Genomic DNA, 15541 nt, shown 5'->3' with positions numbered 1-15541 from the left:
GACACCGAAGTTGGAGACTTAGGCACCTTAGAATACAACACAGGCTCCGGTTGGGTTGCAGTGCCAAACGATGGCGTGGTAACGGTGCCAGCAGGGCAAACTGAGTTTGATGTGCGCATCGCTGCCATTGATGATGCTGTTTATGAAGGCCCTGAAGATTTCAGTGTGACGGTGACTGGCATTGGCGCAGTGCAAGGCAGCGATACGGGGACGGCAACGATTATTGATAATGATGCTCCTCCTTCTATTTCAAATGTTGTGAATGCAGTTGTTTCGGAAGAAGGTTTAGCTAATGGTATCCCTGATAATACAGGAGCACCTTCAGACACCACTAACTCCGCAAGTTTCTCAGGAACATTCACAGTTGCCGATCCAGACACGGCGAATGTTTCAGTGGTATTGGCAGGCCCTAACAACCTAACATCAGGAGGGGAGCCTATATCGTGGACGTGGGACAACAGTACTCAAACGCTGACTGCGAAAACTGCTCACCTGAGCGTTGTTGCTACTGTTGTGCTGAGCGAGCCTTCAGCTTCAGGTCAAGGCTCTTGGGACTATACTATTACTCTGTTTGAGCCACTTGATCATCCTGTTAATGATGTGGAAGACATCATCAACTTTGATTTACAGATTTCTGTAAGTGATGGACAAACAACAACATCTCAAAGCTTAAATGTGGCCGTTGAAGATGATTGCCCATACGTGCCTGTTGTTGTTCAACCCGTCGATGTGTCGCTTACTGGTGCACCTAACGTTCTGACAGGGCGCATAGATTTTGCAGGAAGTGAGGCAGATGCAACCAGTCGAACATTTGGGGACGTTGTTGTGACTGCAAACGGTTTTGTGTCTGACGAATCTGTGATGCTGGGAACAGCTGAAATCAATCAATCATCAGAAGGGATTGGCGTTAAAAGTTCTGGTAACAACGGCTTCCAATTAGAAAACGAAGTCGATTATCGATTCGCGGGTAATGAGGGTGTATCAGAGCAGTTAATCATAGACTTAGGCAATAAAGTTGCTTACGGAGCAGAAATAGAATTTGAGAAAATGTTTGGTGGTGAACTTGAGAAAGGAATCGCATCTTTTTATAGAGATGGTGTATTAATTGCTCAGCAATCGTTCAGCTCTGACGCAAGCAGTGGTGATTACGCGGCAAATTTCAATGTTCAACAGGGAGGCTTTGATAAAATCATCCTCGAGGCGACCAGTAATGGCAATGGCCCGGATACTGAAGACAACAGTGACTTTACCGTTAAATCAATAACCTTTACAGGTGCGTACTCTGGCGTGCCAATTGCTAGTGCGGATGGGAACCTCGGTGCTGTATATGGAGCTGATGGCCCTGGTTCTATAGTCTTAAATGGAGGTGAGGCTGGTTTAGAGACTCTAGATGGTAAAGACGTGTTGATATACGTCGATCCACAAAACTCTAATAGACTGATTGCAGAGGCTGATGGAGAGCTTGCATTCGAAGTTCAACTTACACCTAGCACTGGAAAATGGGAGTTCTTCCAATACTTGCCTTTGACCTCACCTTATGGCGATGGGGATATCGATTTTAACTACACTATTACTGATAATGATGGCGACAGTAAAACGGGGTACTTTTCTGTCAACCCTTACGCCCCACCAATTGTAGAAGGTGTAACACTAAACGTTTCTGAGGAAGGCTTAAGCAACGCCATTGCTGATGACTCTGCTCTAAACGGCTTTGATGACACAACTGACTCGAGTACTGATGTAGAACAATTGACGCTGGGTCAAACCGTTGATTCTGTTACGCTCAGTGAACCATCTACAGCTCTTACTAGTAACGGTATCTCTGTAACGTGGACGTTATCAAATAACGACCAAATGCTTATCGGTTCAGCTAACGGTGAAGAGGTTATCAAAATATCAGTCAATGATACTGGAGTGGTATCTACGGAGCTTCTTGGTCCGATTGATCACTCCAACCCATCTGGAGAAGACACCTTAAATATTGAGGTGCCTGTGCTTGTCTCGAATGCTCGTGGTCTTACTAACTCCACAACGGTCAACGTTATTGTGGAAGATGACTCACCAGATTCTGCATCTATTATTCACGATGTAGTTGCAGAAACTAAAGAAAGTGCCAACGTTCAGCTCATAATGGATGTCTCGGGTTCTATGCGAACGGATAATCGCTTGCAGATAATGAAAGATTCGGCAACTCAGTTATTGAATCAATATGAGTCTATCGGTCAAACGCGAGTTCAAATTATTACTTATAGCAGTACAGCATCCACTTACGCTATAGGTGCTGCGACGTGGCTGACGGTCGAGGAGGCCAAAGCGTATATTGAGACGCTAACTGCGGGTGGCGCGACTAACTATAACAACGCGCTAAATGAAGCAAAACAGTCATGGGATGATGTAGGTAAGTTAACCAGTGCGTCGAATGTTAGTTACTTCTTGTCAGATGGTCAGCCAAACCCTGCGTCATCATTTATAAACGACGCTCGCGAGCAGAGTTGGATTGATCACCTAACCGATCCTGATAATCAGATAACAGCCCTAGCGTATGGTATGGGCGTTAATCTTATGCCGGAGCAATTAGATCGCGTAGCATATGATGGCTTTTTGAATCAAGACCTTGATGGTGTTGTGGTTCCTGACGTAACTCAATTACCTCCGGTTATGTTGCAGTCAGTGATTCAACCTGTTGGGGGGAACTTGATGTATACCACTTCTCCAGATACAGGTATTGGTGCAGATGGTGGTTATATTAGCGAAATAGAACATGACGGTGTCACTTATTCGTTTGATGGTTCAGACCTAATAGTAACTGACAATAACGATGGTATTTCGCATGCATTTGACGACACAACGATGCAGCTTACTATCTATATCGACAGCAAACATACTCTGGAAATCGACTTAAACGACGGTGCGTATGCATTTTATGGTGCGGTGGGTGATACAGTTGAAACGTTAGACTTCGATTATGTATTGACGGATAACGATGGTGATCAAAGTGAGAACACCCTGCAATTCGTTATTGATGAAAACGGAGGAGTAAATGCTTCAAGTAATGGCTCTGCAAATATTATTGAAGCTGAAGTGGACGTAAGTCATGACATCTTGATCGGTAATGATAACGAGGCAGATGTCTTTAAATGGGTCAACGACTCCTTGGATACAGGAACAGATCTAATTAGAGGTTTTGAGAGAGATTTGGACACCTTAGATCTGAGTGAAGTCGTTGAAGATGCAGGGCACAATACGATAGAAGAACTTCTCAATAGTATTGACTTGAACATTGATGGCGATGACTTATCTCTAGAAATAACCCATAACGATGGAAACTCAATTCAAACTATCGTAATAGAAAACGGGGCGACAGAGTTTAGTGATTTAATCGTGGGAAATGCGGACTTTGAGAGAGATGTGTTATCCGCACTAACTAAGGTTAACTTAGAGCCATAATGAAAAAGGGCCAGTAGGCCCTTTTCTTCTGCTTTGTCTTACTTATTCGTAGCCTAAAGCACTTTACATGCAAAACCTTTTAAGTAGAAACCTTCTGGATATGCGGTATCGGTTGGGTGGTCAGCGGCTTGTTCAAAACGCTCCACAAACTTTACTTGGCGGTTAGCATCTACGGCTGCATCAGCGATGATTTTCTGGAACAGAACTTGATCCATCAAGCCAGAGCACGAGTAGGTTAGTAGCGTGCCGCCCGGTTTTAGAATTTGCATTGCTAGCATGTTGATGTCTTTGTAACCACGACATGCGCCGTTTAGTTGTGCTTTGCTCTCTGCGAACTTCGGTGGGTCCATGATCACAACATCGAACTGAGTTCCTTGATCACGATACTCACGAAGCAGCTTAAACACGTCTGCATTTAGGAACACGGCACGCTTCTTCGAAATATCAAACTCGTTTAGCTCTGCGTTGAATTTTGCGGTATCTAAAGCAGGTTGCGACACGTCAGCGTTAATCACACGCTTTGCATCACCTTTTAGAGCGTAAAGTCCGAAGCCACCTGTGTAAGAGAAGCAGTTAAGAACTTCTTTGCCTTTCATATATTTCATCGCTTGCTGGCGACTATCACGTTGATCTAGGTAGAAACCTGTTTTGTGTCCGCCAACGATATCTACACTAATCTTTACGCCATTTTCTTCGATGACGACTGATTTAGGTGGCTCTTCGCCGTGCAAGACGCCCGTGCTCTCTTTTAAACCTTCTTTTTTACGAACGGCCACGTCAGAGCGCTCGTACACATTACAATCAGGGAAGCACTCAACCAGAGCGTCAACAATAGCCTGCTTATTGTGTTCTGCGCCAGCACTGAGAAGTTGGCACACAAAGAAATTTTGGTAACGGTCGATCGTAACGCCTGGTAAGCCGTCAGACTCTGCTGCGATAAGGCGATAACCCGTAAGGCCATCACGTTCGATAATGTCTTCACGAAGAAGTTGTGCGTCTTTAAGTCGTTTAACGAAAAACGCGGTGTCGATTTCTTCTTTATCAAAACTCCAAATACGAGCACGAATTTGTGAAGCTGGCGAATATGCCGCTTTAGCTAGCCATTTACCGTCGTGAGTGAATACATCAACCGTTTCGCCAAGAGCAGGTTCGCCCTCAACTTTGTTGATGCCTCGAGAGAAGATCCAAGGGTGCTTGCGCTTGACCGATTTCTCACGACCTTTAACCAAATAGATAGCAGCTGTCATTTCATTAGCTCTTGTTGAATTTTGAAAGGGGCGTATTGTCCGGGATGTGAATGGTAAAAGCAATATCCCTCGGCAATCCAGTACATTGTAGTGACTTTTAAATACAAAAAAGGTCACTAAAGTGACCCTTTTATTTGAATTTGCTGTAACAGATTCCGTTGCTATGCTTTAAGTCCAGTAAGTAGTGCTTCCATTGTGTCGCTTTGCTTACGCAGTTGATCAACGTTTTGTGAAGTCGTGCTTATCATATTGCACACGTTATCTGCTTGAACTCGAATTTCTTCAACGCTTGAGGCGATATTGTCCGCGACTACACCTTGCTCTTCAGCTGCTGTTGCAATTTGAATGCTACTGTCGGAGATAGTTTGATTTTTATCTGCCAAAGAGCCGATTTCGTGATTCACTTCCGTCATGAGGTTTTGTCCCTCATTTGCATTATTAACTGTCACTTCCATCAGCTTAGTAAGCGACTGGCTGTTACGCTGTAATGATTCAATCATCGTTTGGATTTCAACTGTCGCTTGCTGAGTGCGTCCCGCAAGAGCGCGAACCTCATCCGCAACGACCGCAAATCCACGACCTTGTTCTCCAGCACGTGCAGCTTCAATAGCCGCGTTCAGAGCAAGTAGGTTGGTTTGCTCGGAGATCCCATTGATTGTTGTCACTACTTCATCAATTTGTGCTGCATTGGCATCTAACTCGGCAACGGCTTGAGACGCAGATTGAATCTCATTAGAAAGGTTCGAAATCGAGTGAAGCGTATTCTCAACTTTCACTTGTCCAGACTGAGCCACGTTACGTGCATCATCGGTTTGCGTGCTTGAATCGTGAGCTAGTGTCGCGACTTCTCGAATCGTTGATGCCATCTGTTCAGTTGCACTCGCAAGAGAGTTGAGGTGTTCCTGCTGAGTCGCTGAAATATCTGAACTGTGATGAATCGATTGATTCAGATCTGAGCTAATTTGTTGCATTAAAGCCACAGACTCTTGAATCGACAGCACCATTTGTTGCTCTCGTTCTGCAACTTTGTCTATCGTAATAGCAATTTCACTAAACTCGTCGCGAACAGGGAAGAAGTTCATTCTCGCAGTTAGGTCGCCACCAGCAAGAGTGTTTAATGCTTTGTTCATCGTGAACATCGCGCCGCCAATAAACGTCATGATGTAGTAAACGCCAAGAGCGAGAATAAACAAGCTCACACAGATGATGCTCACTTGAGTCGTTGATAGGGCAGTCCATAAAGAAAGTTCATGGTTTGCAACCAAGCTGTACGCACCATTTAAAACTGACACGGATTGCGGCCCTGAGCCAATAGAAACGGTTTCTGAACCCGCTATGAGGCTTGCTACTTGAGATTGAGAAAGGTTGCCTGCCTCTATCAGACCTTTCATAAGCATGAGCTCTTCTTGGTACATATTTGAGATCAGTGTATTAGCCGCGCTATTAAGGACGAGAGTGAGAATGACTAAAGCAAGAAGAGGGAGAACGAAGAGCAAATAGAACTTTTCTTGAATCTTTAAGTGAATGAGATACTTATCAATCCAGCGGAATGGAATTTCTTTCATAATTATAATAACCGTGCAAAAACCCACTATCCTTAGTGGGGTGAATAGACGAAAAGAATATATCACTCAGTAAAAAGAAGCGGTACAAAGATGAACGTAAAGTGTGAGAGATTTATAGTAAAAGGTCATGTTCAAGGCGTGGGCTTTCGTTACCATACTTCCCATCAAGGATTGAAGCTAGGGTTAACAGGTTATGCGAAGAACCTAAACAATGGTGATGTTGAAGTGATGGCGTGTGGAACAGACGCGCAAATAGTTGCGTTTTCGGAATGGTTACAAGAAGGACCGCGAACGGCAACAGTAGAGCATGTGATGCAGGAACCTGCGTCGTATAAGCCGTTACGCGGTTTTAAAATTTTATGAATCTACAAGCATTTAGCTGGCTTTGGTAGGCCGGCTAATTTGGTTGCTTGTTTGGCTGGCCCCTTTTTAAACAGCTTGAATAGATACTTACTGTTACCTTTTTCTGGGCCGTGCGCTTTTTCCATCGCTTTCACAAGCATACGCACTGCAGGGGAGGTATTAAACTCTTCATAAAAGTCTCGCACAAAATGCACAACTTCCAAATGAGCATCCGTAAGCTCGATGTCTTCTTCTTTTGCTAAAAGCTCAATCATACCTTCTTCCCATTGAGTATGATCCAATAAGTAGCCTTGAGCATCCGTTTCAATTTCTTTGCCGTTGTAAACGAACATAACGTTTTATCCGTTAAGTAAACATGGATGTTTATAGATTAGCGACAGCCGAGAATGTTCTCAACAAAAGAATCTCGAAGTCGTATCGAGCGAATCAAAAGCGTACAAAGTAGTGGCCTATAACTGAATACTCTTAAATTATATTTTAAGCATAAGTTTGTTTTTTTATTCGTGTTGTTAGAAAATTTTCGGGGTTGATATCGGTGGTTTTGCATTGTTATGCAATTCGCTTGGTGTGATTGATTTGTCAGTTATATTTATTGTTTTAGATAAGTCGATCACAACGAATATAAACTAGTTTTAAATCAAAAGAATAAATTGAAAAAAATCGTTATGTTCACCCATGCTTAACAACAACACGGAGCAATTCAGGAGTGTATGGAGTGGTCGAATCTTTTCGTTTCCATTGGATGGGCGGTACTGCAAGCATGCTTTAGCATTTTCTCTTTTCTATGTCTGACGGGATTTGTAAAACATAATCCTATAAAACCGAAGTATGCTTGGTTGCAGTACATCTATGGGCCGTTACTTTTTTTGACTTGGGGAGTCATGTTAGTGACACCGATGATGTCGGCCTACATATTTTTTAGCGTAGCTGGTAAATCAGTAGTCTGGTTGCCCGCGCTCAAGATGTTCGGTTATTGGTGGGTTGCGTTTGGAGTATTTTGCTTCTTGTCATCAGTCGATGAGCGATTGCGAAGTCGCGGTTTGAATTAAGACAAGTTATACCTTGAAATCAGTTTACAAACTGAGAGAGGTGATTATAAAGCGCTCATACAAGCGATATAGCGATTGTTTGAGAATTAATAGCTTAAACGTTGTGTTTGTTTTCATAGACCGATATTCTCATTGGATTAATGAAAGCCTGTATTCAGGTTAGAAACAACAATGATGACAAGGAGTTAGTCATGTCGAAACAACGTTACATTGAGATTAATGACAATGTAAAATCCACTTGGTCCATCGAGCGTATTTGGCAACTTGCAGAATCCTTACCTGTAGAAGAAATTTCGATTGATGATATCAAAGGCCCAAATGAAGTGACTTGGTTTAGTCATGAAGGGCCACAGCCAACCTGCCGTGAAATTGCAAAACATTGCCAACGAATCAACAATGCTGATTTGTCGTATCCGGTAATCTTAACCAGTGACTATCGTGTTTTTGACGGTATGCACCGAATCGCCAAGCAAATCATGTTAGGAGAGGAAACGATCAAAGTGAGACGCTTTAGAGAAAATCCAGAAGCTGACGAAGTTATAGAGTTGTCAGTAGAGCAGGCGTAATACACTGAATTGCACACAAAGAAAAAGCCCGAAGGAATTACCTTCGGGCTTTTTTATTCTACTTAACGAGAAACGATTAATCGTCGTTCATGATGCCTAGAATGCTTAGCAGACTAGTGAACAAGTTAAGGATGTTTAGGTACATCGAAATTGTTGCACTGATGTAGTTTGTCTCTTCACCACGAACGATACGACTTGTATCGAATAGGATGAAACCAGAGAACACGAGTGCAGAAACACTGCTGATTACTAGGTGAGCCATTGTTGAACCAACGAAGATGTTAATCAGCGCTGCAACGATCACAATGATCAAACCTGCCATCAGGAAGTTGCGCATGAAAGAGAAATCTTTCTTGCTTGAAATGGTGTAAGCCGATAGGCCAAGGAACACCATACCAGTCAAACCTAGAGCTTGAGCAATGATAGTAGGACCGTTTGGAATTGATGCGTAGTAGTTAAGCATTGGACCTAAAGCACCACCCATTAGAGTCGTGAAAACGAATGTCCAAACGATACCAGATGATGAGTTGATTGCCTTTGGCATAACAAAGAACAAAATACCAATCGCTGCAAGCTGCATCACAATTGCCATGATTGGTGAAATTTGCATTGCCATAGTCGCGACTGCTGCGATAGCACTGGTCATCAGTGTCATCGACAGTAGGAAGTAAGTGTTTTTCAGTACTTTGTTAGTTTCTAGTGTATTAGGAACACTTGTTGAACGAGTAAACATTGGACTGTTCATAATTATCCTCAATAAGGGAGTTTACTATTGGTACATTTATGGGGCTGAAAGTTCAAAAAATCAAGCCCTTTTCATGCATATCCTAGATAAAATGATAATGGAAATAAGATGTTATGTATTTGGCAACTTGTAACACAATATTACTGCCTAGCATAGCTATGTTGATTCTTACACAGATTTTTGAATTTAGTAACAAAAAGCACTGGCTTCATAGAAACCAGTGCTTTTTTATGTCGATTCGGCTAAATCTTAGTGGTGTAAGATTTGCGCTAGGAAATTTTGGGTCCTATCCGATTGAGGATTTTCGAAGAAATCAACAGGGTTGTTTTCTTCGATGATCTCTCCTGCGTCCATGAATATCACGCGATCGGCAACCTCTTTAGCAAAGCCCATTTCATGTGTCACACATAGCATAGTCATGCCTTCCTCGGCGAGTTCGACCATTACATCCAGTACTTCGCGAACCATTTCCGGGTCGAGTGCAGATGTTGGCTCATCAAAAAGCATGACTTTAGGGTTCATACACAAAGAGCGAGCAATCGCCACACGTTGCTGCTGACCACCAGACAGCTGACCGGGATACTTCTCCGCTTGGTCTGGAATTTTTACACGTTCCAGATATTTCATCGCAACTGCTTCTGCCTCATCTTTTGGCATCTTCTTCACCCAGATAGGCGCGAGCGTACAGTTTTCCAGTACGGTTAAATGAGGGAAGAGATTAAAGTGTTGAAAGCACATGCCCACTTCTCGGCGTACTGCTTCAATGTTCTTTAAGTCTTCAGTTAATTCCGTACCAGAGACGTAAATGCTGCCTGCTTGGTGTTCTTCAAGGCGGTTAATACAGCGAATCATCGTTGATTTTCCCGACCCTGATGGACCACAGATAACGATTTTCTCGCCGCGCTTAACGTCGAGGTTAATATTTTTTAGTACGTGAAACTCACCATACCATTTATTCATGTCCTTCAATTGGATCATGTAGTCTTGTTGTTGCGTCATAATACGTCCTTGCTCTTGATGAGTTATCGTTTGTGACCGGTATGAAGTTTGTTTTCAAGCCATATCGAATAGCGCGACATGCCAAAACAAAATACCCAAAACACTAACGCGACAAATACATAACTTTCTGTAGCAAAACCTAACCATTCAGGGTCGGTGTTTGCTGCTTGCCCTATACCGAGTACGTCAAACATGCCAATGATGAGTACTAAACTGGTGTCTTTAAACAAACCGATGAAGGTGTTCACGATAGAAGGAATAGTAATCTTTAGCGCCTGTGGCAAGATAATCAGCCCAGTCTTTTTCCAGTAACTTAACCCAAGCGCATCAGCGGCTTCATATTGACCTTTCGGAATGGCTTGTAGACCACCGCGTACCACTTCTGCCATGTAAGCGGAGGCAAACATAACCACACCGATAAGGGCGCGAATCAGTTTATCTGTCTCTGAACCTTCAGACATAAATAATGGAAGCATAACCGAAGCCATGAACAAAACCGTAATCAGCGGAACGCCACGCCAAACTTCAATGTAGACGGTACAAATGCTGCGAATGATCGGCATCTCTGAACGTCTACCAAGCGCAAGCACCACACCAATTGGCAATGAAACTACGATACCAACTAGCGCAATAATGAGCGTAACGAGTAGTCCACCCCACTTGTGTGTATCTACCACTTCTAGTCCAAAGACACCACCGTATAAAAGTCCAGCGATGATGAATGGGTAGATGTTTACGAAGAAAAGCCAAATCCACATCCGTTTCGGTGTCTTCTCATACGCGAGTAAAACAGTAAATATGGCTAATGTGATATAGAACAGGCGAGGGCGCCATAGTTCGGACTCTGGATAAAAACCATACATGAACTGCTCCCAGCGCACGCTGATAAATACCCAGCAAGCACCATCTCGGCTACAGTCGTCACGCGTTGAGCCAATCCAGTCTGCGTTAATAAACGCCCAATCCACGATATACCATATTGCAGTTACGACAATATACGCAAGAATGACAGTAACAATGGAATTGATAGGGCCATTAAATAGATTTTTCCGCATCCAACCAACGAAGCCTACAGTATTGGCGGGTGGCGGGAGATCCGGTTGAAATTGATGAGTACTCATATTATCTCTCCACCAGCGCGACTTTACGGTTATACAAGTTCATTAATGCAGACGTAATCAGACTTAATGTCAAGTACACGCCCATCGTCATCGCAATGATCTCAATCGCTTGTCCCGTTTGGTTCAGGGTAGTACCAGCAAACACAGAGACAAGATCTGGGTAACCAATCGCCATCGCTAACGATGAGTTTTTGGTGAGGTTGAGATATTGACTGGTTAAAGGTGGAATAATAATTCGTAACGCTTGAGGAATGACAACAAGCTTTAAAGTTTTCGAGCGTGGTAAGCCTAGCGACATCGCTGCTTCGGTTTGACCATGGCTAACCGCATTAATACCAGAGCGCACAATCTCAGCAATGAAAGAAGCTGTATAAACACTCAATGCCAAAAGTAGCGCAGCCAATTCAGGAATAATGCTAATACCACCTCGGAAGTTAAACCCTTTTAGTTCAGGATAATTCAGTGAAATTGGCATACCAGCAAGGAAGTACACAACCAATGGAAGGCCAACAACTAAACCCAAAACTATTCTTCCCATTGGGGTTTGTTGCCCAGTGAGACGTTGCTTATTATTCGCCCATACATTAATTAATAAGCTTGCGATTACCCCGAAGATTAACGCGGCAATAACGTAGCTACTGCCAGGTTCCATAGTCGGTGCAGGGAAATATAAGCCACGAACGTTCAGGAAAATAGCTTCACCAAGACTTAAGCTTTGGCGTGGTGAGGGTAATGCTTGAAGAACAGCGAAATACCAGAAGAATATTTGCAGAAGAAGGGGGATATTTCGGAAAGTTTCGATATAAACTGCCGCTAAACGACTAACTAACCAGTTAGAAGAAAGGCGGGCAACCCCCATGGTAAAGCCAATCACAGTAGCCAGAATAATACCTAATACAGAGACTAACGCCGTATTAAGAAGGCCGATGATAAATGTTCTACCGTAAGAGTACGTTTCATCGTATTCAATTAATGTTAACCCAATACCAAACCCGGCTTCTTGATTCAGAAAACCGAAGCCCGTTGCAATACCACGAGCATCTAAGTTATTGAGAGCGTTGTTTACAATCGTGTAAAAGAAAAATACCAGTGCAGCAATGGCAATGATCTGGAAAATAGCAGAACGAAAGGCAGGATTATAAATCAGGCTCTTGCTTCCGCTTGGTTTGGACATCGTACTTGGCGATGCATCTTGTGTCGGTTTCATACAGCGATAACCTCAAACCTTAGTTATAGATATCGGCCTGTATAACGAAGTTTCGTCCTTGCTGGCTAAAGAATAACGCTCCATGTCTGGTGACGTACGAACCTTTAAAGCCGTTCCACCAAGCGAGCGCTTTTCGCCATCCAATGAGCGATCCTTACTCATACAGTGAGATATAATCAAGAAAAAGGGCGGCATGAACCGCCCTGATTAACTCTTTCTATCGGATTGGTGGCGCGTACATAAAGCCGCCTGCATTCCATAGCGCATTAACGCCACGAGAGATTTCTAACGGCGAACCAGTACCGACTGTACGTTCGAAGCTTTCACCATAGTTACCAACTTGTTTGATAACCTGGTAGCCCCAATCGTCGCGGATACCCAACCCTTTGCCTTTAGGGCCATCAACACCAAGGATACGTTTGATGTTTGGATCTGTTGACTTCAGCATTTCATCCGCATTCTTCGAACTAATACCGTATTCTTCAGCGTTAATCATCGCAGACAATGTCCACTTAGCGATGTTAAACCATTGATCATCGCCTTGACGAACGACTGGACCTAGTGGCTCTTTAGAGATGATTTCTGGAAGAACGGCCGCAGAGGACGGATCTTTCAAATTCAAACGCAGTGCATAAAGGCCAGATTGGTCAGTTGTTAATACGTCACAGCGTCCCGCATCAAAACCTTTCGAAGTTTGCGCCGCTGTGTCGAATACCACAGGTTTGTACGCCATGCCTTGGTTGCGGAAATAATCTGCAAGGTTTAGCTCGGTTGTTGTACCTGATTGAACACATACCGACGCACCATCAAGCTCTTTAGCACTTGATATACCAAGTTCCTTCTTCACCATAAAACCTTGACCGTCGTAGTAGTTCACACCTACGAAGTTTAGGCCCAGTGCAGTGTCACGGTGGAGAGTCCAGGTCGTGTTACGGGAAAGCACATCAATCTCACCAGATTGAAGCGCAGTGAAACGTTCTTTTGCGGTTAGGGGTACATATTTAACTTTCGTTTTATCCCCAAGAACGGCTGCAGCCAGTGCTTGGCAATATTCTACGTCGATACCTTCCCATTCGCCTTTTGAGTTAGGGTTAGAGAAACCAGGTAGACCGGTACTTACGCCACAAGTAAGAAAACCTTGTTTTGTGACTTTGTCCAGAGTAGTGTCTGCTGCTTGAGCTGATGTTGCCATCATCGCAGTAGAAGCCGCTACGACGGAAGCAAGAACTGTGAGTTTATTTGCCATTTGTATCCTTCCTGTATGATCCATGTTTAATCAGGAGTGACCTGAAATAACGTGTCCAATTCGTTAGAGTTATCGTCCTACGTGATTGATTTTCGAAGAAACGGCATTCGATAGATCAACCAGTTATAAGCGTAGGAAAGGATCTGTTAATTCTCAAATATATAATTTAAATGAAGTTTTGAGAGAACTTACAAAGTGCCTTGAGATTTAGAATGACGAAATGTTAATTGTTTGTAAATAGTGCAATTCATGGACAATTTGGTGCATCAGAACAATCAATAGAAGAGTGAACAATACAAAAGAATAAAAAGTTGTTATTAAAACTGTCATTAGCTGAGCAAGGTGAAGTTCAGTAAAAATTCAAACAAAAATTATTTGTGATACCGAAACAGGGTGATGAGCTTGCCCCATTTTTGGTAGCATGGTCTACAACAGCTAATTAGAGTAATCATGGATTGAAATGCGATATTTTCCTCTGTTCTTAGATTTAATTAATAAACCCGTTCTCGTCGTGGGTGGCGGTGAGGTGGCAAGCCGAAAGGTGGAAGCGTTGCTAAAGGCTGGGGCGGATGTGACTATCGTTTCTCCGACGTTGGTTGATTTTCTGTCTAAGCTTGCTTCTGAGCATCAACTGCGCTGGGTACAACGTTTCTATTCGAGTGACATTGTCACTAAAAACTTTGTTCAAGTGTGGGCGACGACAGACAATCCTGAGCTAAATCACCAAGTGTACAAAGATGCCAAAGAGCTAGGCATCTTGGTTAACGTTGTGGATGATAAGCCTTATTGTGATTTCATCACGCCGTCAATGATTAATCGTGGCCGCATCCAAATCGCTATCTCTAGTGGTGGAGCTTCGCCAGTTTTAATTCGAAACATCCGTGAAAAGCTTGAATCGATACTGCCACAAAACATGGGGTTGATGGCGGATTTTGCTAACTCAAAGCGAAACTCAATTAAAGAGGCACTGCCTAGCGTCGATTTACGCCGCAAGTTTTGGGAGCAATTTTTCTCGAATCCCGAGGTGGAAAACGCGCGAGATAATCGTGAGTTAGAAGCAATTTACCAAGCGACCATGGCAACACCTTTAGATGAAAAGGGAAGTTGTACTTGGATACATGTTGGGAAAGATGTTGAGATGTTGCCAATAAAAGCCGTACGCTATATGCAACAAGCGGAGCTGGCTCTGTACTCAACTCGATGTGAAGCGAATGTGTTAGAACTAATACGCAGAGATGCAGAAAGAGAAGATTTCTCGAGCGCTGCTGAGCTTTCGGATATGCTGGCCAAGGCTAAAGCTGAAAAGCTTCGAATTTGCGTGTTCATACCACAAGGAACGAGCGAATTCGTATTGCTGCAAGGGCAGGACTTGGTTATCTAGCAATGCCAAATGCTAAAAGTGGATACGTAGTTCGTTACACAAAAGCCAATAAAAAACGCCAGCGGATTATGCGCTGGCGTTTTTACTTACTTCTCAGATTGATTAATCACGGAAGTTGTTAAACTGGAATGGGATACCCATCTCTGCTTCACGAATCGCTGCCATTGTCGCTTGCAGGTCGTCGCGTTTCTTACCAGTAACACGTACTTTGTCGCCTTGAATAGAAGCTTGTACTTTTAACTTTGCGTCTTTGATAAGTTTCACTACTTTTTTCGCCGTTGGAGTATCAATACCTTGACGGAAAAGCAGAGTTTGGTGCCAGTTTTTACCAGTAACGTCTGGGTCTTGTGCATCCATTGCGTTCGCGTCAATGTTACGCTTCGCTAAGTGGCCGCGTAAAATGTCGCGCATTTGCTTAAGTTGGAAGTCACCTTCCGCAGACATTTTTACGTTTTCTTCTACTAGCTCAAAGCTCGCATTTACGTTGCGGAAATCGAAACGAGTAGACAATTCACGGTTAGCGTTATCAACGGCGTTACGTAGTTCAACCGTATCGATTTCAGAAACAATATCAAACGATGGCATGAAGATTCCTTGATTATTTT

The 15541-nt window shown here is 43.3% G+C and carries 13 protein-coding genes; 4 read left to right on the top strand and 9 right to left on the bottom strand.

Going from position 1 to position 15541, the window contains the following annotated elements; translation table 11 throughout:
- The coding region (locus R7041_RS10030; protein WP_318114821.1) for a VWA domain-containing protein at positions 1-3447 on the top strand (3447 nt) is incomplete at its 5' end.
- Between the two features lie 53 nt (positions 3448-3500).
- Here R7041_RS10030 and R7041_RS10025 read toward each other — a convergent pair.
- Together R7041_RS10025 and R7041_RS10020 are read right to left on the bottom strand one after the other, a co-directional pair.
- On the bottom strand, positions 3501-4694 hold the full coding sequence (locus tag R7041_RS10025) for a class I SAM-dependent methyltransferase (protein WP_025766603.1): 1194 nt from the start codon (positions 4692-4694) through the stop codon (positions 3501-3503).
- 161 nt (positions 4695-4855) lie between these two features.
- On the bottom strand, positions 4856-6259 hold the full coding sequence (locus R7041_RS10020) for a methyl-accepting chemotaxis protein (RefSeq protein ID WP_031781373.1): 1404 nt from the start codon (positions 6257-6259) through the stop codon (positions 4856-4858).
- A gap of 90 nt (positions 6260-6349) precedes the next feature.
- On the opposite strand from R7041_RS10020, the gene yccX reads away from it, so the two are divergent.
- Positions 6350-6622: an acylphosphatase gene (gene yccX / locus R7041_RS10015; RefSeq protein ID WP_017634611.1), complete on the top strand. Its 273-nt coding sequence runs from the start codon at positions 6350-6352 to the stop codon at positions 6620-6622.
- Positions 6623-6624: 2 nt separating this feature from the next.
- Here the strand turns inward: yccX and R7041_RS10010 are convergent, their stop codons facing one another.
- Positions 6625-6954, bottom strand: a complete 330-nt coding sequence (locus R7041_RS10010; protein WP_005377396.1) for a TusE/DsrC/DsvC family sulfur relay protein — start codon at positions 6952-6954, stop codon at positions 6625-6627.
- Positions 6955-7862: 908 nt separating this feature from the next.
- Between R7041_RS10010 and R7041_RS10005 the strand changes: the two genes are divergently transcribed.
- Entirely contained in the window at positions 7863-8237 is a 375-nt protein-coding gene (locus tag R7041_RS10005) for a chromosome partitioning protein ParB (RefSeq protein ID WP_005377398.1), read from the top strand.
- Between the two features lie 76 nt (positions 8238-8313).
- Here R7041_RS10005 and R7041_RS10000 read toward each other — a convergent pair whose 3' ends face one another.
- The 5 genes from R7041_RS10000 to R7041_RS09980 all read right to left on the bottom strand — a co-directional run bounded on the left by R7041_RS10000 (position 8314) and on the right by R7041_RS09980 (position 13555).
- A complete protein-coding gene (locus tag R7041_RS10000; RefSeq protein WP_005494926.1) occupies positions 8314-8982 on the bottom strand; it encodes a Bax inhibitor-1/YccA family protein in 669 nt (222 codons plus the stop codon).
- Positions 8983-9231: 249 nt separating this feature from the next.
- Positions 9232-9981 carry an amino acid ABC transporter ATP-binding protein gene (locus R7041_RS09995; protein WP_005377400.1) on the bottom strand — a complete coding sequence of 250 codons (750 nt, stop codon included), beginning with the start codon at positions 9979-9981 and terminating at the stop codon, positions 9232-9234.
- A 23-nt stretch (positions 9982-10004) separates the two neighbouring features.
- Positions 10005-11102, bottom strand: a complete 1098-nt coding sequence (locus tag R7041_RS09990) for an amino acid ABC transporter permease (RefSeq protein WP_005389988.1) — start codon at positions 11100-11102, stop codon at positions 10005-10007.
- A gap of 1 nt (position 11103) precedes the next feature.
- Positions 11104-12309: an amino acid ABC transporter permease gene (locus tag R7041_RS09985; RefSeq protein WP_005377402.1), complete on the bottom strand. Its 1206-nt coding sequence runs from the start codon at positions 12307-12309 to the stop codon at positions 11104-11106.
- A 217-nt stretch (positions 12310-12526) separates the two neighbouring features.
- Positions 12527-13555 carry an amino acid ABC transporter substrate-binding protein gene (locus tag R7041_RS09980; protein ID WP_005377403.1) on the bottom strand — a complete coding sequence of 343 codons (1029 nt, stop codon included), beginning with the start codon at positions 13553-13555 and terminating at the stop codon, positions 12527-12529.
- Between the two features lie 460 nt (positions 13556-14015).
- Here R7041_RS09980 and R7041_RS09975 point away from each other — a divergent pair, with 460 nt between their 5' ends.
- Complete coding sequence (locus R7041_RS09975) at positions 14016-14936, top strand: bifunctional precorrin-2 dehydrogenase/sirohydrochlorin ferrochelatase (RefSeq protein WP_064368434.1); 921 nt, start codon at positions 14016-14018, stop codon at positions 14934-14936.
- A 102-nt stretch (positions 14937-15038) separates the two neighbouring features.
- Here the strand turns inward: R7041_RS09975 and R7041_RS09970 are convergent, their stop codons facing one another.
- Complete coding sequence (locus R7041_RS09970) at positions 15039-15521, bottom strand: YajQ family cyclic di-GMP-binding protein (protein WP_005377415.1); 483 nt, start codon at positions 15519-15521, stop codon at positions 15039-15041.
- Between the last annotated feature and the right edge of the window lie 20 nt (positions 15522-15541).

The organism is Vibrio sp. 1751, assembly GCF_033339895.1.
Lineage (GTDB): Bacteria > Pseudomonadota > Gammaproteobacteria > Enterobacterales > Vibrionaceae > Vibrio > Vibrio alginolyticus.
Note: the sequence above shows the minus strand (reverse complement) of the source record. Positions and strands in the feature narration are given on the sequence as shown.